The 20171-nt window shown below is 68.3% G+C and carries 15 protein-coding genes; 8 read left to right on the forward strand and 7 right to left on the reverse strand.

The genetic code is table 11. The features are described from left to right. Positions 1–5 precede the first annotated feature (5 nt). The 4 genes from GY170_RS10240 to GY170_RS10255 form a co-directional block, all read right to left on the reverse strand. Positions 6–2354 (reverse strand): Wzz/FepE/Etk N-terminal domain-containing protein, encoded by a 2349-nt coding sequence (locus GY170_RS10240; protein WP_163893034.1) that lies wholly within the window; start codon positions 2352–2354, stop codon positions 6–8. A 39-nt stretch (positions 2355–2393) separates the two neighbouring features. After that, positions 2394–5576, reverse strand: coding sequence for a glycosyltransferase (locus GY170_RS10245; protein WP_163893037.1), 3183 nt, complete (start codon positions 5574–5576; stop codon positions 2394–2396). 336 nt (positions 5577–5912) lie between these two features. Then, a complete protein-coding gene (locus GY170_RS10250) occupies positions 5913–6707 on the reverse strand; it encodes a sulfotransferase family protein (protein ID WP_163893040.1) in 795 nt (264 codons plus the stop codon). Between the two features lie 404 nt (positions 6708–7111). Continuing rightward, positions 7112–8191, reverse strand: coding sequence for a nucleotidyltransferase family protein (locus GY170_RS10255; RefSeq protein WP_163893043.1), 1080 nt, complete (start codon positions 8189–8191; stop codon positions 7112–7114). 232 nt (positions 8192–8423) lie between these two features. Between GY170_RS10255 and GY170_RS10260 the strand changes: the two genes are divergently transcribed. The 6 genes from GY170_RS10260 (at position 8424) to GY170_RS10285 (ending at position 13937) form a co-directional block, all read left to right on the forward strand. Next, positions 8424–8576, forward strand: coding sequence for a lasso RiPP family leader peptide-containing protein (locus GY170_RS10260; protein WP_163893046.1), 153 nt, complete (start codon positions 8424–8426; stop codon positions 8574–8576). A gap of 70 nt (positions 8577–8646) precedes the next feature. Further along, a complete protein-coding gene (locus tag GY170_RS10265; protein WP_163893049.1) occupies positions 8647–8922 on the forward strand; it encodes a PqqD family protein in 276 nt (91 codons plus the stop codon). Beyond that, entirely contained in the window at positions 8919–9389 is a 471-nt protein-coding gene (locus GY170_RS10270) for a lasso peptide biosynthesis B2 protein (protein WP_163893052.1), read from the forward strand. Before GY170_RS10265 ends, GY170_RS10270 begins: the two co-directional genes overlap by 4 nt. Next, positions 9386–11191, forward strand: coding sequence for an asparagine synthase-related protein (locus tag GY170_RS10275; RefSeq protein WP_163893055.1), 1806 nt, complete (start codon positions 9386–9388; stop codon positions 11189–11191). The genes GY170_RS10270 and GY170_RS10275 overlap by 4 nt, the downstream gene beginning before the upstream one ends. Further along, complete coding sequence (locus GY170_RS10280) at positions 11188–12144, forward strand: phosphoenolpyruvate carboxykinase (ATP) (protein WP_163893058.1); 957 nt, start codon at positions 11188–11190, stop codon at positions 12142–12144. Before GY170_RS10275 ends, GY170_RS10280 begins: the two co-directional genes overlap by 4 nt. Before the next feature lie 41 nt (positions 12145–12185). After that, complete coding sequence (locus tag GY170_RS10285; RefSeq protein WP_163893061.1) at positions 12186–13937, forward strand: ABC transporter ATP-binding protein; 1752 nt, start codon at positions 12186–12188, stop codon at positions 13935–13937. Between the two features lie 10 nt (positions 13938–13947). Here GY170_RS10285 and GY170_RS10290 read toward each other — a convergent pair whose 3' ends face one another. Together GY170_RS10290 and GY170_RS10295 are read right to left on the reverse strand one after the other, a co-directional pair. Further along, a complete protein-coding gene (locus GY170_RS10290; RefSeq protein ID WP_167803312.1) occupies positions 13948–14724 on the reverse strand; it encodes a hypothetical protein in 777 nt (258 codons plus the stop codon). A gap of 417 nt (positions 14725–15141) precedes the next feature. After that, the gene (locus tag GY170_RS10295; RefSeq protein WP_163893067.1) at positions 15142–16164 is read right to left on the reverse strand and encodes a glycosyltransferase family 2 protein; all 1023 of its coding nucleotides are present in this window, start codon (positions 16162–16164) and stop codon (positions 15142–15144) included. Between the two features lie 478 nt (positions 16165–16642). Here GY170_RS10295 and GY170_RS10300 point away from each other — a divergent pair, with 478 nt between their 5' ends. Together GY170_RS10300 and GY170_RS10305 are read left to right on the forward strand one after the other, a co-directional pair. Beyond that, positions 16643–18136, forward strand: coding sequence for a lipopolysaccharide biosynthesis protein (locus tag GY170_RS10300; RefSeq protein ID WP_163893070.1), 1494 nt, complete (start codon positions 16643–16645; stop codon positions 18134–18136). A 6-nt stretch (positions 18137–18142) separates the two neighbouring features. Then, entirely contained in the window at positions 18143–18991 is an 849-nt protein-coding gene (locus GY170_RS10305; RefSeq protein WP_163893073.1) for a sulfotransferase family protein, read from the forward strand. 17 nt (positions 18992–19008) lie between these two features. Here the strand turns inward: GY170_RS10305 and GY170_RS10310 are convergent, their stop codons facing one another. Beyond that, positions 19009–20151, reverse strand: coding sequence for a glycosyltransferase family 2 protein (locus GY170_RS10310; RefSeq protein WP_163893076.1), 1143 nt, complete (start codon positions 20149–20151; stop codon positions 19009–19011). Positions 20152–20171 lie beyond the last annotated feature (20 nt).

Raw genomic sequence — 20171 nt, forward strand, 5'->3', positions numbered from 1 at the left:
TGCACTCACCGGAAATAGGTCTCGTAGTTGCGATAATGCAGCTCCTCGGTCCCCGGCCGGGCGTAGCGGCGCAGGGCCTTGAGGTTCGCCTTGTTCAGGACGACCCCGAGGAGCTTGTCGTAGAGCTCCGGCTCTTCGCGTACGATCTTGCGCAGGATGTCCCGGGGCGTCTTGCCCCATTCGGCGATCAGCAACACCTGGTCGACCATTGGCAGCATCTCGCGGGCATCGACGATGGGCCCGAGGGGGGCGAGATCGAGGATGACGCAGGTGTAGTGCTCGCGCGTCTCGGCGATGAGATCGCGGAACTGGACGGATCCGAGCACCTCGCCGGCCTGCTTGCGATCCCGGTTCGCCGGCCAGCTGAGGACATCCACCTCCGTCCCGGTGATCTGCTTGGTCGCCTCGCGCCACGTGCCCTTGCCGAGCAGCACCCGGTCCAACCCCGGCTCTCCCCCAAGCCGCAGAAGGCGGGAGAGGCCGGCCTGCCGCATGTCGCAGTCGATCAGCAAAACGGGGCCGATGCCGGAGGCCATGACGCGCGCCAGCTGGAGCGACGTGAAGGTCTTTCCCTCGTTGGGGAGGGCTGAGGTGACGCCAATGACAGCGGCGCCGCCGTCGGACGGCGGGTGCGTCATGGCGGCCCGGCGCACGAGGCGCAGCGTCTCGATGTAGCGAGACGTGCCGTCGAGCGGGGCGACGGAGACGCGCGTCTTGTCCACCGCGGTGCTCCCGCCCCGCTTGGGCGCGGGGATGATGCGGGCCTTGGAACTGCCGAGCTTCGGCAGGTAGCCGAGGAACGGCAGGCCGGCCGTGTCCGTCACCTGGCTGCCGGTGCGCAGCGCGGTGTCGCGCCACTCCCGGACCGTCGCATGAAGCATCGCCGCCATGAGGCCGAGCACGATGGCCACCCCGATGGCCCGCGTCGTCGACGGCCCCGAGGGGCTGCGCGGCACGTCGGCGGGGTTGAGCACGCGGTTGTTCGCGACCGGGAAGGAGCGCAGGTAATCGGTCTGCTGCGACTGCGCGAGGAAGGAATCGTAGAGCCGCGAGAGGGACTCGGCCCGCCGCTCGAGCAGCTCCAGCTCGATCTGCGCACTGGCGTCGCCATCGAGCGCGCTGGACGTGTCGGAGAGCTGCTGGCGCAGCGAGGCGACGGCGGCGCTGGAGAGCTCCAGCTCGCCGCGGGCGGCGCGAGCGCGCTGCTCCATCTCGGCGTAGAGGCGTTCCGCGGCATCGATGATCTGCGTCTCCAGCGCCGTGACCTGTGGGTGATCGGGGCCGAAGTTGCGGCTGACCTCATCGCGCCGCGCCGTCAGCGCGGTCAGCTCGCCCTGCAGGTTGTCGAGCCGCGCATCGCCGGGCAGGCTCAGGCGCTCGTCCGAGGGCAGCGAGACCAGCGCCTCCGGCCCCAGTGCCAGCGCCGTGTCGTAGGCGGCGACGAGGGCACGGTTGCGTGCCAGCTCGGCCTGCGCGTCGGAGAGGGCCTGGTTCAGGCGGCTCATGTTCTCGTCGCCGAGCACGCTCGGGCTGGAGCCGATCATGCCGTTCTCGACACGGAAGGCCTCCACCGCGAGAGCGGCCTCACGGGAATCCGCCTCCAGCGCCGTCAGCCTCTCCTGCAGCCAGTCGGTGGTGCGCGACGCGGCCTCGAAGGAGGAGGAGAGCTGGTCGGCCACGAAGGCCGAGATGAAGCCGTTGACGATTGCCGCGGAGAGATCCGGCTCATGCGTCACCATGCTGATGAAGACAGCCGAGCTGTCGCCAACGCGGCCGAGCACGACCCGCCCCTGCAGCATCCGCGCGACGGCCTGCCGCCGCTCCTCCGCCACCAGCGCCGGGTCGGGCGCCGGCGCCGGGGCCACGTCTGCCGGCACCTCCGCCACGGGCGCCACGGCGCTCGTCACGCGGTCGATGGAGGAGCCGACGAAGCCCCGCGCCCGGCCGATCAACTTGCCGGCCATGGAGCTTGGCGGGGAGAGGAAGGTGGCGTTCTCATCCAGCGCCAGCGCGTCCGTGACGTCGAGCGCCAGTTGGCGGGAGCGCAGGATCTGCAGCGCCGTCTGCACGTTCGCATCCGTGACCGGGCCGACGTCGCCGATATCGTTGACGTTCAGCCGCGCGTCGCCGCCGAGGAGGATGGTGCCCACCGCCTCGTAGCGCTCCGGCGTCGTCGCGAGATAGGCGAGCGAGATCGCCCCGAAGACCGCCCACCAGAGCGGGAACAGCATCCGCTGCCGGCGCAGGACTGCGAAAATGGAGCGCAGATCGAAGAGCGGCTCATTCGCCGCGCTATTGCCGGACGGGCGCAATGCGCCGTCGCTGTCCGCCAAACCGAAGGCCATCTGTTTCATGCCGGACCTGCCAATGAGCGAAAACGCAGCGCCCGCGGGTTACGCACTGCTTTTTTCCGCGGACCCGTAGAGGATCACCTGCCGGAAGCCCAGCATGGAGGAAATTGCGCCAAGATGCAGCGCGCCCCGGATCAAATTGTCATTTCGCGGGCCGGGGAGCGGCGCGAGCACAACTGCAAGGCACATGCAGTATCCGAATTTCGCGAGGGCCAGGGGGAGATTCTCTGCCCGCGACATGGCCGAGGCGCAGAAATGCAGCTGCGCATGGGTGTGCCCCATCCGGTAGCGCCGCAGCAACAGCCACCGCAGGCTCATGCGGGTGGGCGGCACCGTCTCCGTCACCATGGCGGCCGGCTGCATTACGAAGCGGGCGCCGTTCCGCCGGGCCTGCTCGAAGAAGGCGGTGTCCTCCCCGCCGGTGGCGCCGAGCGCCGGGTCGAACCTCAGCCCGTCGAAGGGCGCGGCGGCGAGGCGGATCATCACGTTGCAGCTGTGTCCGGCGATGGGGCGACCGTTGGCATCGAGCTCCGGCCGCGTGTCATGCACGCGCCGCTGGCGCATCCAGGCCGGCGCGGTAGAGGGATAGAGCGCCTGCACGGGACCGACGACGATCTCCGCGTCATCCGCCTGTAGCTGACGAAGCAGCTGGCTGACCCAGTTCCGCGAGGCGATCTCGTCGTCGTCGATGAAGGCCAGCACCTCGATCCCTTCGGCCCGCGCCTGCCGGAGGATGGCGTTGCGGGCGACGGAGATGTTCTCCGCCGGGGCGTGCAGGTAGATCACCTCGTGGCGCGACATCGCGCCGAACCGCTCCACCATCGCCCGGGCGCTGTCGCTCCGGTCATTGTCGGAGACGATGAGCGTCAGGGGCACCCCGTCGAGGCCGCGCTGATCCTCCAGCGATTCCAGCGTCTCCAGCAGCTGATCGCGGCGGAAGGTGCAGATGCCGACGGCGACACGCTCCGGCGTCAGCGGCGCCGCCTCCTTCGGCCGCGCCGGCAGCTTGTAGGGCTGGCCGCTGGTGAGGTTCAGGACCATCTGCCGCCAGAAGCCGGCGGACCATGCGAGGTGCATCATCCCCGCGAGCGGCCCGGCGGCGAGGCCGAGCAGCGAGCGCCTCGACAGCGCCAGCGCCAGCCCGCCGAGGAGGCACCCCGTCATCCAGACGACGAGGAAGATGGCGAGGATCGGCAGCCACGGCGCGAAGAGCGCCAGCGCGACTGAGGGGGCGAGCGCGATCATGATGAGCTGGCGGAGGCGCGGCCGGGAGCCGTGCTTGTACATCGTGCGCGCCCGCCCCCGCCCGAAGTTGTAGTACTGGCGCATGAGCGAGGCGGCGCCGTCCCGCGGCAGGTACTGCAGCCCCGTGCGGGCCGTCAGCCAGATCTGCGCGCCGATGGAGGCGAGGCGCAGGTCGAGCTCGGCATCCTCGTTGTGCGAGAAGGTCTCGTCGTACCCCCCTGCCCTGCGAAAGCCGGCCATCTGCATCAGCGCGTGGTGGCCATGATCGACGAACTTGCCGCTCGGGCTGTTGCGATGCGCCGCGCCGCCGTTGCCGAGGGGAGAGTTCTGGGCCATCGCGATGGCCCGCTGCAGGAAGCCCGTCCCCGTCGCCTCCATCGAGACGACGATGCTCTCGGCCTGCTGCCGCTGCGCCTCCTCCAGCAGGATGTCGCAGTAATCGTCCGGGTAGCGGGCGTGGGCATCGAGCCGGATGAGCCAGCTCATCCCCTCGCCGTAGGTCTCGCAGGCAAGATTGATGCCGGCGCTCTGCAGCTTCTTCGGGTTGTCGAGCAGGCTGATGCTGCCGGGCATGGCACCGGCCTTGCGCAGCACGACATCCTGCGTGCCATCCTCCGAGCCGCCATCGGCGACGACGACCCGCGCCTCCCGCCCGCTCTCGCCGCAGCGACGCAGGAACGGGACGATGGAGTCGATGACATCGCCGAGATGCGCCTCCTCGTTCAACGCCGGGATGACGACCAGCACGCCGCCGCTCTCCAGCACCCGCTCGACCTTGGCGAGCTCCTTGGGGGCGACATCGAAGGCCTCCCCCGTGACGCCGGCGACGAGGACCTCGCAATCGGCCCGATGGCATGTCCAGCGGTCGGCCGGGACCTTGGCATAGGCGGCGCGAAGCTCCGCCACACGGGTCTCGGTGATCTGCTCCAGCGCGTCGTGCACAGCCTCGCCGGTGTCGTCCTTCACGACCAGCCCGACGCCGAGCTCGCTCGTCACCCGCTCAACCTCGCTGCCAGCGTGGACAATGCCGGGGACATGGTGCTGCCCCGCCTCGTAGAGCCGGTTCGGCAGCAGCCACTCCGAGTTGCCGCCCGCCTCGTAGCGGTCGATCAGCCAGGCGACGTCGATGTCGCCGTAGATGCGCGGCAGGTCGGCGGGGTAGTCGTAGGGGCCGTCGAAGCTGAGGTCGGGGTTGGCCGCGACCACGTCATGGAAGTGGGGAATCTCGTCGAGCGCCGGGCGCCCGCGCATGACGACCCGGTAGCGCCCGGGCGACTGCCGCGTGGCCGCGTCGAGCAGCGCCAGCGACCGCTTGCAGCGCAGGATGCCATTCCAGCCGATGCGGATGGGGCTGCCGGGTTCCAGCTTTGGGCGCGGGTTCTCGCGCGGCTCGGGCGGCGGCGCGAGGGACTTGTTTTCGACGATAAGGGTCGGCGCGCTGCATTGCCCGTATTTCTCGAAGTACTCCCGGTGGAAGGCTTCGGAGGACAGCACGAGGCGGTCGACGTTTCTGCAAAGCCGCCGCTCCACCGACCGGAGCGCCCGCGACTTCGCGCCGTCGCCGAGCATCATCCGGTGAATATCGAGCACCTCGTAGGAGAGCGGCACATGTCCGGCGCCATCTTCGGAGAACTTGCGCGCGAGAGGCGAGGCGAGCGCCAATACCTCCAGATTGCGCGCCATAATGGCATCGGGCCGCGGAAGGCCCTTCAGGGCGCGCATCAATCTCAGCCGGGCGGAGATCACCGTGGAAATGCGCGCGCCAAGCCGCCCGTTCTTCGTGCGGCCGAGAACAATTGCATCTTCGGGGAGAGGATCGTCCGTCCGCGCGAATCCCGCGACAAACACCTCGGCCCCGCCCTCCCGTAACATCCGCACACGGCGCCAGGCAGCAGCGTCGTTGAGATTGTAGGTCAGGTACAAAATCGTCTTGGCGCCGCTCGTCTGAGCGGCATTCGTCCTCGTCGTCTCAAATGGCATTGAACACCCACCCAGGTTGAAAATAACGGAGACCGAGAATTGATGTAATGAACCCCACCATCAAAAGTTGCCACGCGCATCATGGCAATCTCGCCGAGGGACACCGGCGGAAATCAGCCAAGAATTGCGGTCGGCTTTGATTTTATTCCGAAAACTTGGATCAATTGCGGGCAGAAAAGAAAATTAAGCCCGGTCAGCAGGATGCGAACTTGACTAAAATTAAGCGCATTGCCGGCTGATTGTGCAGGAATGACGCGACCGCTCGGCCCGAGGCGGGGCCGTTTCACCGAATCGGTCTTCCCGGCACGAGGCCGATCTGAGCCCTGCTTGGACGCGCTACAGCTGGTAGCCGAGCGTCTCCCAGATGCCCTGCCCGAGGCGGCGCTGGCCGAATTCGGCAATGGCGGCAGTGTCATCCTCGTTACGCAGCGACAGCGGTGCGGCATCCGGCCGGAGGGGCAGGCCGAGCTCGGCGATCAGGCGGTCGACGACCTCCTCCGGCGCGTCCCGCAGATCCTCGTGGCGCAGGAAGATGCAGTCATCCAGCCCCTCCTGCTTCGCCCGCCAGGCCGCGGCATAGGCGGCGCCCCAGTTGATAAGCATCTCGTCGACCGAGGCGCCGTATTCCTTGGACGACGTCACGGCGACGACACGCGGGTCGCGCGTCATCATGACGAAGCGCGCGCCGGGGAAGAGGCTCCTGAGCCAAGGGATCCTGACAAGGTTCGCCGCGCTTTTCTCAACGAGAATATCGGCTTCACCGACAACCGACGGGCCCCAGCACTCGAGCAGCCGTCGCCGCTGCCGCTCGGCCTCCGTGGGCGGCGCGGGGGGCGTGTGCATCCTTGCGTCGAGGGCGAACCGCCCAAGCCCGCCGCGCTCCCGGTCGTTCGGGACCACGTCCTGCAGATACTGGCCCTCGCGCTCCGGCAGATCCGGGCGGAGGGTGGCGACGACGGAGCGGTCCACGAGGCATCGCTCGATCAGCGCGAGGCTACCGCGATCAAGGCCGCCGATGAAGATATAGCGTTGCTCATGGGTCTCGCGGGCAGGAGCAGTCTGCTCTTCCGTGCCTGTCTCGGCAGGTCGCTCCTCGCTCTTTGCCGCGCCCGATGGTCGCGGGACAAGCATCCTCAGGATCCTGGAAAAAATCGCACTGTCCCCATCTTTGGAGGCCTGCGACGCCCCCTGTCTCCGGGCCAGTCCTACACGACCTGGGCGCACACGGCGACAGACAAGCATGATGTGTCCAATGACATATCAAACCTTTTTGGCCCGCTCACGGAAAAGAGATTTGGAGGCCGAGTGGGTGTGACGCGGAAATGCGGGACACCGTCGGACCCGAGCACAGTATCGTTAGCGCCATCATCGCTGCGAAAGCCCTCTTTTCCTTGGTCTAGGGCGTCGCAAGACCTCGATTCTTTTAAGACAATTTTCTACACCGCGCGCACGGCGGAATCGCGGGCGGCTTGTAATACAAGGTGTCTATTTCGCGATTCGTTCTATCTGACTGAATTCGTATTCGACGACCGATTCTAAGAGAGAATACGTCTCAAGACATCCGCCATTCCCGATCGCCCCGCCTCAGCAAGGAATGGAAACGGCCGTCGCTCACAAAACAGCCAGAGCAGTTCCCGGCGACGCGGCCAGGGCAGGCCGGAGGTCCAAGGAATTAAGGCCATTTCCCTCAGAGCACAATCTTCGAGCGAAAGAGGATGCCGCGGTAGCACAATGGGGAGAGGTCCCAGCACAGCGCAGGTCAGTTGAAGGGCAAAAAGTATCGTTCCTTCAATACCTTGCGCCTTCGCATGGGCCAGAAGATCACTCAGTTGGTCCGGGGCCAGGTCTCGGCTGATCCGGGCCAGATCCAGCAGGTAGCGGCCCCCCGGTTCGCGCCCGTAGAGGGCCCGCGTGAGGGAGATCGCCGTCAGGCAGATCACATCATGCGAAGACGGCACAGTGTACTGCGCGCCCTCGAAAGACTGGATCTCGCGCTCCGTCAGCACCTGCTCCTCGTCGCGCAGGCGAACCCCTCCGGGCTGCTGGAGACGGTGGTGCAGGTCCACCACGTTGCCCGCGTCGTCCTGGAAGTGCTGCTCTCCCAGCCCATGAATCCACCAGGCGGATAGGTTACCGCCCCCGCCCTTGAACCCCTGCTGCGCCAGGATACGCCGCGCGGTGGGCAGATCACCGGCGCCGACATAAAAATCACTGTCGCCAGAAGGCTTTACGCACGGGTCGCCGTACAGCGTCACCTGGCTCAAAGGGCCTTTCAGGACGAGATATGGCAGCCCCGCCGCCTCGAATTCCGCCGCGATCCGCCGGGTCAGGGCGAGGCCCTTGCGGTTGATGGCGACCGTCCGCAGGCGGGTCATGTCGACCGTCGGGGCGATGGCCTCAAAGCCCGTCCAGTCCCGCAGCGTGGCCAGCGCGAGCGTCACCTGGTTCAGGCGCGCCACGTGCAGGAGCGTCGTCGGGTCCACCTCCTCCGCACCCTCACCGAGTCGCGAATCCGGCAGGCCGGCGCGGCGTCGGAGGGCTTCGACCAGCAGGGCAGAAGCGGGCCGGCAGTCGCGCTGGAGGACATCGGCGTAGTGTCGCTCGACTTCAATCATTGCCGCACCGCAGCAATTCGCGCATGTCGAAGCCCGTGAATTCATGCGACATTTCGCGTCTCTTCACAGTCAATTTCCGCCCTAAACCTCCGCATTTTCTTCACCTTATTTTACCGCTCGCATTGCCTACCATTTTCTATTAACTTGAATTTGCGCAAGAGAGCGTCACTCTTTCTCATTGCGGCTACCACCGCAATCGCATCGTTTAGCAATGTAACTTTTGAGGATAACCATGACAAATCATGACGATAAACGGCAATACGAAGCCCCGGCGCTCGTCGCCGGCGGCTCTCTCGAAGAGCTGACCCAGGGTGCCTCGACGGGCACCAAGCTGGATGCCAGCTACCAGATCGGCACGCCCTTCGGCGATCTCACCTTCTCGTAAGGTGAGTGCCTGACCACTCCGCCGGCGCAGTTTGCGCCGGCGGCCCTCTGCTTCCTCCAGAGATATCGTCATGACCAACGCAATCGGCCGGCTGCGCGCAGCCGACGGCTGTTACGTGTGCGAGCTCGGCGATGGCGCCGCGATCCTCGATACGCGGGCAGACAAGTATTTCACCCTCAACGCCGTCGGCCGCTTCATCTGGGAGCAGCTCGCCCAGCCTGCGACGCAGGACGAGATCATCGCGAAGACGGTCGGCGCCTTCGACGTCTCGGAAGAGCGCTGCCGACAGGATGTCGATCGGCTGCTCGAGAGCCTGAGACTGCAGAGCCTGGTCGAGCCCGCATGAGGCGCGGCGATCAGGCGACGGGCCCGGCCGGGTCAGCCGTACGGTGGCGGCAGAGGCCGCTCCCGGCGCTGGCCGAAGCCCTTCGCCTCGTCACATGGACACGCCTGATGCTGTCGCTCCGCCGGGCGGCGACGCTGCGCCGCCGGATCGCGCGCCTGCCGGTCAGGCAGGCCCCGGATCTGGGAGACCTGCGGGTCGTCGCCTGGGCGGTCGCGGCGACGGCGAGGCTCGTGCCGGGCGCAAGCTGCCTCACCCAGGCGATGGCCGGGCAGGCGATGCTGGCGCGGCGGGGCATTGCTTCGGAGGTGCGCATCTCCCTGCCCCGGGACGCGGCGGCCGGGCTCGCCCCCCACGCATGGCTCCAGTGCGGCAGCACCATCCTCCTCGGCGGCACACAGGCGGAGGCGCGGGCGCATCGGACGCTGGCGATCTACGACTGCGACGGCACGACGAGGGGCGCGGCGTGACCTTCGCCTGCGCCCTCTCCGGCGATGGCTCGTCGCAGCGCCGCATCGTCGGGGCGATCCTGACGGCGGCGGGCATCCCTGCCCCGGCGCAGACGATCCTCTCCATGGGCGAGGCGACCTTCGGTGCCGACAGCCGGCGCGGCTGGGGGCCTTGGGAGGTGACGGAGGCGGGGGTTCTTCTGCTCGGGCCGAGTTCCGCCGTTGCCGAGCAGGCCGAGCGATACCGGCGGACGGGCCGCTGCGGCGCGGGCGAAGGCGCCTTCGCCGCCGTGCTGTGGGACAGCCGGGCGAGGAGGCTCGTGGCGGAGCGGGACATGTTCGGCATCGTGCCGCTCTACCGGCTCGACGGGCCGGATAGCCTCCTCCTCTCAGATGATCTGCCGGCGCTCGCGCGCGTCTGCGGGTCCCTTTCTGCCGATCCCACCTGGATCGCCGAGTACCTCTCGGGGCTCGATACCGACCCCCGGGCCACGCCCTACCGCGAGATCCGCAAGCTCCCTGCCGGCCACGCCCTTCAGGTCGACCTGCACCCCACTCACCAGGCACAGGAGCGCCCCGTCGCCTTGCCCGGCCGCAGCCTCGCGCGGCCGGTCGCGCCGGGGGAGCTGCCGGAGGCCCTCCGCGAGGCGCTGACCCGCGCCACCACCACCCGGCTCGGCGCCCGGACGGCCTGCATGCTCAGCGGCGGGCTCGACTCGGGCAGCCTCGCCGTGCTGGCGGCGGAGCATCGCCAGCCCGTCACCGCCCTGTCGCTTGTCTTCCCGGACCGGCCCGAGGCGGACGAGAGCGCCTACATCGCCGAGGTGCTGCGCCATGGCGGCTTCGAGCCTCACCTGCTGGAGACCGTGGGGAGCTGCCTCGATGACATCCCGGCCCTCCTCGCCGAGCAGGGCCAGCCGATCAACGGCTTCGGGCAGAAGGGCATCGGCGCGCTCTACGCGCTCGCCCGCAGCCTCGGGATGGACAGCATCCTCGACGGGCATGGCGGCGACGAGGTGGTGGGCACCGGTCAGCGGCACCTGCACCGGCTGGCCCAGGGGCTGAAGCTCGGCGCGCTCTGGCGGCAGGCGGAGGGGCCGGCGCGTCTGGCCGGGCGGCAACGCGGCGACGTGGTGCTGGAGGTCCTCTCCAACGCGGCGCCTCGCTACCGGCTGCGCCGCGCCGCAGCGGGCCTGCGCGGCGCCTCGGGCCGGGAGGACGCCTGGGCGTGGCGGGCGCTCGTCTCTGCCGAGCTGGCGCAGTCCACCGATCTGGTGGCGCGCGCCCGGCAGTCCGCCGGCGCCCCGGCGCGGGACGATCTGGACGCGCATCTGGACCTGCTGCGCGTTCCTGCCACCGCCTCCGCCTTCGAGGGGCACTGGCGCACGGCGCGGGCCCACGGGATCGAGGCGCGCTACCCGTTCTACGACCGTGAGGTCGTCGCCCTCTGCCTCGGGGCGAGCGAGGCACAGCGGCTGGCCGGCGGCCTGACCCGCGCGCCGCTCCGGCAGGCGATGGAGGGGCGCCTGCCGGACAAGGTGCGCCTGCGCCCGGACAAGACCGATTTCACCGCCGTCGCCTGGGCCGGCCTGCGCGCCAGCAGCCCCGCGGCGACGGACCGGCTGCGCGCCGCCATCGCCGGCCCGCTCTCGGGCTTCGTCGACCGGGAAACCGCCACCGCCGCGGTGGACCGGCTGCGGGGCGAGGCGCCGGACCCGACGGCCATGCGGCAGGTCTGGCGGATGGGGCAACTGGCCGAATGGCTGGAGAGCCTGCCGCGCGCAGCGGGCGCCGCCGCAGAGCGGGAGGCGCTGAGCGCATGAGCTACGACCTCTCCCCCCCGGTCATCGCGCCGGCCCGCTACCGGGCCTTCGGGCTGCGCATCCACTCCGAGATCCCCCTGCCGGAGATGGCCCCCGAGGCGCCCGGCGATGCCTTGCCGGACGTGACAATCCTGCGCGGGCCGCCTCTGGACGAGACGGGCCGGACCTCCCCCGAGGCGCAGTTCCAGCCCGGCCGCGCCGAGTTCTTCTGGCCCGCCGTCGGCCGCTTCACCGTCACCGCGCCCGGCCGCATCGAGGCCTCGGCGGCTGCCGGTGTCAGCGATGAACTGCTGGCCTTCCCGCTGCTCGGCCCGGTGCTCGCGACGCTCCTGCACATGCGTGGGCTGTTCCTGCTCCATGCCAGCGCCATCACGATGAACGGGCGCGACGCCATCGTCCTCGCCGGCGACAAGGGCGCCGGCAAGTCGACGACCGCCGCCGCGCTCTGCCATGCCGGGCACGCGATGCTGTCGGACGATATCGTCGCGCTTGGGGACGAGGCGCCGCCCGCCGTGCTGCCGGCCTGGAACCAGATGAAGCTCTCGGCGGAAGCCGCAGCGCATCTGGCGCCCGAGGCCTCCGTGACCCGGGGCCACGTGCATGACGATATCCCGAAGCTGCGGATCCTCATGCCGGGGGAGCCGCCCGCCGCTGCCGTCCCCCTCGCCCGCGTCTATACCCTGAAGCGGGACAGCGCGGTCAGCGTGCCGCAGATCCGCCCCCTGTCCCCACCTCAGGCGCTCGCGCTGACGCTCCGCTACGCCTACATGGCGCGCTTCCATGGCATGGCCCCGAAGGGAGAGGCCGAGCGGCGCAGCTTCCGTCAGGCGAGCGCGCTGGCCGGGCAGGTGACGATGGGCGAGCTTTTGTTGCCCGTCGGCATCGACCGCCTCCCCGCCGTGGCCGACGTTATCGCGGCCGACCTCGCCTCCAGTCGGCGTGGCGCCCCGTGACCGCCCTCGCCCCCGAAATGCCGGCCTCGCCCCCCGGGGCCATGACACTTCTGGATGCGCTCCGCCGCTCCGCCGGGCGCTCCTTCGCCGCCGCGCTGCTGTTCCTCGCCCTCGGAACGCTGACGGAGGGGCTCTCCCTCGCGCTGCTCGTGCCGGTGCTGGCGCTGGCCGACCGCAGCGGCAGCCACGCGATCAACCTCGGCGGGCGCGAGGTGCTGGGGGTCGAGCTGCCCGACATCGCCGTGGGTCTGGCGCCGACGCTGATCGCCCTCGTCGTGCTCGTCGGGCTGATGGCGCTCTTCCACCGCTACCGCAGCATCTTCGTCGCCCGCATCCTCGTCGACTTCGGAAACAACCTGCGGACCGGCTTCTTCCGCAGCATCGCCCATGCCCGCTGGGACAGGCTCAGCCGCCTCCGCCGGGCGGACCTGCAGCATGCCCTGATGGCGGAGATCGACCGTGTGCAGGTCGCCGCGACGACGGTCATGGGCATCTTCCAGACCGTCGTGGGCCTGCTGCTCTACCTCGGCCTCGGCCTGCTGATCTCCCCCGCCATGACAGCCTTCTCGCTGGCCATCGGCGGGCTGTCGCTCTGGGCGCTGCGCGGCTACCGGCGCGCGGCGGGGCGGCACGGCCACCACCTGCAGAGCAACCGGCAACACCAGAGCCGCCTCGTCTCCGACTTCCTCGGCAACCTGCGCGCGGCGCGGATCATGAACGACGAGCGGCGCCACATCGCCGGCTTCGAGGCGGCGCTCGACCAGGGCAAGACGGAGGGGCTGGCCCACCTGCGCCGGGCAAGCGCCAGCAGCGCGCTGCTGCAACTGGCGATGGCCGTCGGGGCGGCGGGATATATCTACGTCGCGCTGCAAATCGTCGGCCTGTCCTTCCCGCGGATGCTCGTGCTGCTGCTGATCCTCATGCGGGCCTCGCCGCGCATCATCGCCTTGCAGCAACAGGTCAGCCAGCTGCTCGTTGACCTGCCGGCATATGCCGCCGTCGTGGGCGCGACCGCCGACCTCGACGCCGACAAGGACGAGAGCCTCTCCGGCCATCCGGCCGAACCCCGCTCCGCCGCGCCGAGCGAGGTGACGCTGGCCGGCGTCGATTTCGCCTACGCGGACGGGACGGTGGCCCTCCGCGACGTCACGCTGGAGATCCCGGCCGGGCAGATCACCGCCCTTACCGGCCCCTCCGGCTCCGGCAAAAGCACGATTGCGGATCTGGTGACCGGGCTGATCCGCCCGCAGAACGGGCAGGTCCTCATCGACGGGCAGAGCCTCGGCCCGACCGACCACCGGGCCTGGCGCCACCGCCTCGCCTATGTCGCGCAGGAGCCGGTGCTGATGCACGCGACCCTCCGCGACAACCTCATCCTCGCCGCCCCGCTCGCCTCGGACGAGGACATGACCGAAGCGCTCCGCTCCGCAGGCGCGTCGGAACTCGTGCCGCTTCTCGGCAGCGACGTCGGCGAGCGCGGCGGCCTCTTCTCAGGTGGCGAGCGGCAGCGGGTGGCGCTGGCGCAGGCCTTCCTGCGCCGGCCGCGCTTTCTGATCCTCGACGAGGCGACGAGCGCCCTCGACTGGCGGCATCAGGACGATATCGCCGCCGGATTGCGCAACCTGCTGCCGGAGACGACCATCCTCCTCATCGCGCACCGGCCAACGATGATCCGCATCGCCGATATCGTCCATGTCCTGTCCGGCGGGCGGATCGTGGAAAGCGGGCCCCTGCCCGACCTGTCCTCGATGAGCGGCAGTCACGTTTCACGGATGCTGGCCTCGGCCGGGTGATCGTGCCGCCCTAGATCGACACGGGCATGTGGCCGAGCGCGGCGGAGTCCCGGCGCGGCATCGAGGAGCCGTCGTAGAGATCGATCTCGAAGTGATCCATGATCCGGCGGAAGCGCCCGATCGTCTGCTGATCGTAGCCGTCCTTCCACTTGTCGAGCTGTTCCAGCCGGCTGGAGCGGAAGTCCCCCTCGATATTCGTCCGGCTCGCCCGGTCGAACCTCTCGGAAATCCGGTCGGGCATCGCCATCCCCCACTCGGAGAAGATGTGCTCGACACTCTCCTGCGGCGCGAGCAGCAGGTGCTCGTAGTGGAGGACGCACCACTTCTGCCGGTGGTCCGGATGCTCGAGCAGGTACTTGTTCGTCAGGCACCAGCGCGCGACGAAATATTCCTCCGGCGTCTCGAGGGACTGCAGGATATCTTCGTGCTCTAGGTAGTAGCCCGGGTAATGCTCCGGCATCGGGAAGGCGCCGCCCTCCTTCTTGAACCATTTGTGCTTGCTCGCCGAAAGCGCGACCGCGATGGGATGCCGGGTCATCATGATCGGCTTGTGGCGGAAGGCAAACGTCCGGATCAGCCAGGGCAGCATGAGTTTCGCGCGCACGAACTTGACGAGGAGGCGCTCGGCGTAAAGGAACTCACGGAGACGCGAATAGCCGCAGATGAACTCGTTCAGCTCGGCGCCGCTGAAACACTTGGCAAACCACTCCTCCAGCTCCGGCCAGTCTGCATCATCGGGGACCGGCTGGTCCCACCCGACGCCGATGGCCTTCAGTCCGGGAATCACACCCAAATGAAGCGGCTCGTAGATTGTCGCCGTCTTGGGAATGCCCTGCAGAACCTCGAAGAGCCACGTACTCCCTCCCCGGGGGTCGGCGGCGATGATCAGGGCATCCTTCGCATCATATCGCCGAAAGCGAGAAATCGCATTGAGCGACGGGCCGATCGCGCGGCGCTTCAGGCTTTGCAGGGGCATGCAGGTGATCCAATCTGGTGCGTGCGCAAGAAAGAGCTATGAGAGAATAGCAATGAGAGTAGGCCGGTGAAAACGGCGAAATATGGCAAGCATGAAGTGAGGAAATATTCGAGGGGAACAGGGGGAATGTCAACGCGCGAGGCAGGGTAAATGCTTTGGCGCCGAGATTCTTGTTCAAAGGGAGCGTTGGCGTAAAATTAAGCCAGTGATGCTGAAGATCTTGGCCCGTCACCAAAGGCGACTATCGGGGCGCCGATCGAGCAGGACCTTCGCGAGGTATACGGGCATCCGCGCCGGGAAGGTCGGGTCCAGCCGGCTCACTTTCTGGAACGCACTGGCGCTCGCGAATCGGCCGCGCAGAAGGTTGCGCGCCAGCAGGTAGCTGTAGGCGCGGCCGTAGTGCTCGCACTTGGCCTCGACCGCCCCGAGCCACGGCTTGTCCGTGACCAGCCTCTTCAACTTCCGGGCGAAGAGGTATTGCGAGGCCATCCGGCGCAAGGTCGCGGGGGAGCTCCAGTCGAAGGACTGGAAGAAGATGTTGACCCCCCGCCCCGCCACGACATTGCAGCGCCAGGAGATCGCCACCCGCGCCCCCGAGAGCACCAGCTCGACCCAGAACAACCAATCCTCGCAGGCGGCTCGGAGATCGGGATCGAAGCGGATTTTCTCCACGGTTGAAGCCCTTACCACGACGGTCGACGTCTGGCACATGTAGCGGTCGAGGAAATATACCGTCAGCGCGCCGGGGGCGAAGCCCATGACCGGGCCGTCCTCGTCGACCCACGCGGCCTGCCGCGCGAGGGTCTGTCCGCCGTCGTCCAGCACGGGCACTTCGGAGGAATAGCGCTCGAAGAAACCGGCGCGGGAGTTGTCGCAGAAGTAGAAGTCGGCCCCACGGTCCAGGGAGGTGAGCGCGTCCTGCAGATGGGTCGGCGTCCACTCGTCGTCCGAGTCGAGGAAGGCGACGATGTCGAACCGTCCCTCCCGCGCGATCCAGTCCAGCCCCGTGTTCCGGGCCCCGCCGGGGCCGCCGTTCGGCTGCTCGATCAGGTGCAGGGTCAGGCCGCTCGGAGGATCGTAGGACTCCAGCTCCTGCTTGGCCGGGAGCGGCGAGGAATCGTCGACGATGACGACGGTGATTTGCGGGGCGGGGCCGAAGCCATCGGAAAAGGTCTGGCCGGCGATACTCGCCAGAGCGCGGAGCAGTATTCTCTGCTCCGTTTGGTAGAACGGGATGACGACGGCAATCATCGGGCCGCCAGTCTCGGGGCTCACCACTGCGCGCCCACTTTCCCTGATCGCCGGGCGTTCGTGCGTCCCCGCCATTTCCTCAACACCGGCAATATCTCCAAAATACGGCTCTACCTGAGCGGGATTCGCGGCACCGCGTGCCGCTCCACTTCTCATAGCCTAGCAGACATTCCGCAGACCAGACATGATGAACCGTTCAGGCGAGAGACTTTCTTTGTCTCTGCCGACGCTCCTGCTCATTGGGTCACCAAATCCTCTGACCAGTCCGGCGCCCTCTACCATTGGCTCCAGCTTAAGATTGAGGCCTCTTTTCCGTGAACGCCGAAGACGAGTTCAAACCCAATGATGCCGATTCCCCAAGCACCCGCTCTGACCATCGGCACAATTCCTCCCATCGACCCCACCTCCTCCTTGCTCCGGCCTCCCGAAACTGCGACATCTTCAAAAGACGCGGCAATGAGCGAGCAGCTGTCTTTTCATGTCGAGCGAATCGCAGGATTCCGCCGCGCGCGTGCCTTCCTTCGGGAAAATCGCCCTGCGGGGGGCAATGGTGACAGGCGGCGGGCAGGCCGTGAAGATCGGGCTCAGCCTGGTTTCCGTTGTCGTGCTCGGGCGGCTTCTGCAGCCCGAGGATTTCGGCCTCATCGCCTCCGTCAGCCCCATTCTGGCGCTGGTCGCGATGTTTCAGGAGCTCGGCCTTCGCGAGGCCCTCATCCAGCGGGCCGACCTGAGCAATTCCGACATCAACCAGGTGTTCTGGGTGGCCATCGCGGCCTCCATCGTCTGCTCGCTCGTGATCGCCGCCCTCGCCCCCGCGGTCGCCGCCTTCTACGAGCAGCCCCGCCTGCAGGCGGTCGTCCTTGTCCTCGCCCTGCCCTTCTTCCTCGGCGGCATGATCATGGTGCCCACCGGGCTCCTCGCGCGTCACCTGCAGTTCGGCAAGCTGGCCGGCATCGAGGTGCTGGGCGCGTTCACGAACCTCGTCACCGCAATCATCGGCGCCGTCGTCGGGCTCGGCTACTGGTCGCTCGTGCTGGGCGGTGTCACCTCGGCGCTCGTCGTCTGCATCGCCTACTGGTCCGTCGTCGGCTGGTCCCCCGGGCGGCCGAGCTTTCGCATCCAGCGCGAGATCGTCTCCTTCAGCGCCAACCTCTCCGGCTTCCGGCTGGTGAACTACTTCAGCCGCAACGCCGACAACGTGCTGTTGGGCAAGTTCGCCGGGCCGGTGGCGCTCGGCTACTATGACCGCGCCTACCGGCTGCTGCTGTTCCCGCTGCAGTCGATCAACTATCCCCTGAGCCAGGTGATCATCCCGCTGCTGAGCAAGCTGCGCGGGGATGTCCCGCGGCTGAGGCACGCCTACCTGCGGGTCGTCGGCATCCCCGCGCTTGCCGCCATCCCGGCGATTGCGGCGGTGACGATCAACGCCGAGGAGACCATCGTGCTGGTCTTCGGCGACAAGTGGCTCCCCTCCGCCGCGATCTTCTCGTGGCTCGGCGTCGCCGGCATCGCGCAGTTCGTGGCGAGCACGGGGGGGTGGATCTTCATCTCGCAGGGGGAGACGGGGCGGATGTTCCGCCTCAACATCGTCTTCTCTCTGCTGCTGATCGTCGCCTTCGTCGCCAGCCTGCCCTGGGGCGCCGTCGGCATGGCCGCGGCCTATACCATCGTCAACGTCGCCTTCCTGCCCTGTCGCTGGTGGTACATCAGCCGGCTCGGCATCGTCTCCTTCCGTGACCTGTTCATCCTGCAGGCGCCCTACTTCGCCGCTTCCGGCATCACCTGGGGGATCGTCAGCCTCCTGAAGTCAGAGGTTTCGATGCCGGATATTGCGGCCATCGGCATCACCGTCGTCATCTCCTACGCCGTCTCCGTGGCGCTCGTCCTGCTGACCCGGCCGGGGCGGGAGACGGTGCGCGAGATCGTCTCGATCCTCTCCGGCCTCGTGAGGAGCCCGAAGGTTGCGGGGTGAGCGGGCATGAGCGTCAAGGGCAAGCTGCGATCCGCCCGGGCCCTCTGGCGGGAGGTGCGAGACCCGCCGCTGATCACGCGCAATGAGAGCCTGAAGCGAGAGCGGATCAAGGCGCTGGTCTCGACCCCCTGCCCCGCGCCGGTCTTCATCTTCGGGCTGCAGAAATCGGGGACGTCGGCGATCTGCGGCCTGCTCGGCGAGGCCACGGGCGAAAGGACTCAGATCGACTTCGAGGGCGCGTGGGAGCCCTACATGTCGCGCCTCGTGCGTGGCGAGACGGGCACGCGCGCCTTCGTGCGCCGCAACGCCTGGGCCTTCTCGGCTCGGATCATCAAAGAGCCCTGCCTCACGCTCGCCGCGCCGGAGCTGATGGCGCATTTCCCCGCGGCCCGGGCGATCTTCGTGGTCCGCGAGCCGGCGAGCAACATCCAGAGCATCCTCAACCGCCTGAAGATCCCGGGGCACCTCGCGGAGCTGGGGGGCGACGCGCCGCCACTGCCGAACGACACCTGGCGCTGCCTGCTGGGCGGCGCGGACCTCGGCTACGGGGGGCAGAGCCACATCGAGGCGCTGGCCCTGCGATGGAGCCGGGCGGCGGAGACCTACCTCGCGCAGCCCGAGCGTTACGTGCTGGTGCGCTACGAGGACTTCCTGGCGGACAAGACCGGCGCCATCGAGGGGCTCGCGGCCGCCGTGGGGCTGGAGGCCACCCGGCCCATCGACCACCTGCTCGATGTCCAGTTCCAGCCGGCAGCGAAGGTCCGCTCCGCGCCCGCCGAGTTCTTCGGGGAGCGGAACCTCGAGATCATCACCCGCCTCACCGGCCCGGCGGCGGAGCGGCTCGGATACGCCTGAGCGGAGCGTCCCCGGCCTCAGGCCGGGAAGGCGAGGAAGCGGCCGTAGGTGACGGCCTTCGACAGCTCGCCCTGCAGCGTCGCGCGCTTGAGGCGCCAGCGGGTGTGACGGCGCATCGTCTTCCACATCTGCCGCCCGACGGGCTCGGTGCGGATCAGCTGGCCGATCTTGCCGCGCGCCAGCCCGTCATGGACGAGATCGTCGAAGCCGAAGGGGGAATCGAGCGGCCGGCAGAGCAGCTCCGCCTCCGCCGGGCTGAGCGTGGGGGCGCCGCGCGCGGCGGCTGCGCAGATCAGGTCCAGCGCCTCGGGCCACATGCCCTGCCGCCCGTAGACGCCGCCGCGCCGGATCAGCAGCAGCCGCTCGCGCGCCTCGCCCGTCAGGCCGTCGAGCGCGCCATCGGGCAGCATCTCCTCATCCGCCAGATCGGGCACCAGCGCGCCGAAGAGCTTGCGGTTGTAGATCTTCCACTTGGCCATGATCTCGCTCGCCGCGATGGGGGCGGAGGACGGCCCCCGCGGCCCCTCGTGCTTGCGGTAGAGGTAGACCACCTCGTCCACCAGCCGGCCCCGGCAATGGCGGGCGATGCGCAGGTTCATCTCGTAATCCTGCGAGCGGATGAACGCCGTGTCGAAGCCGCCGACGCGGTCATAGCACAGCCGCCGCGACAGGAGGGCGGGCTGCAGGATGAAGCAATCGTCGAGCATGTTGGGGAAGATGGTTCCCGGCCCGCCGGGGTGCCAGTTTAGGTATTTGGCGAACACCTTCTCTCCGCTCGCCGGATCGACGTGGAACACCTTGTGCTGCCCGGCGACGAACTCCGTCTGCGGCTCCGCCTCCAGCACGCCGGCCAGCCGCTCGCAGGCGGTGGGAACGAGGAGGTCGTCGTCGTCGCAGATCCAGATGAGATCGCCGGTGGCGAGGCCGAGGCCCCGGTTCATCGTGGCCGCCTTGCCCATGTTCTCATGCACATGAACGGAGATCCGGTCGCCATAGCGGGCGAGGACGTCCTCCGTCCCGTCCGTCGAGCCGTCGACCATCACGAGGATCTCGTCGATGGGACGGGTCTGGGCGAGGATGGCGTCAAGCGTCTCGCCGATCAAGTCGGCCCTGTTGTAGGTCGGCAGGATGAGGCTGACCCTCAGGCGTTGCTCCGGCACGGTCAGATCATCCTTCGATT

The sequence above is a fragment of the Pseudoroseicyclus tamaricis genome (assembly GCF_012070395.1).
Lineage (GTDB): Bacteria > Pseudomonadota > Alphaproteobacteria > Rhodobacterales > Rhodobacteraceae > Pseudoroseicyclus_A > Pseudoroseicyclus_A tamaricis.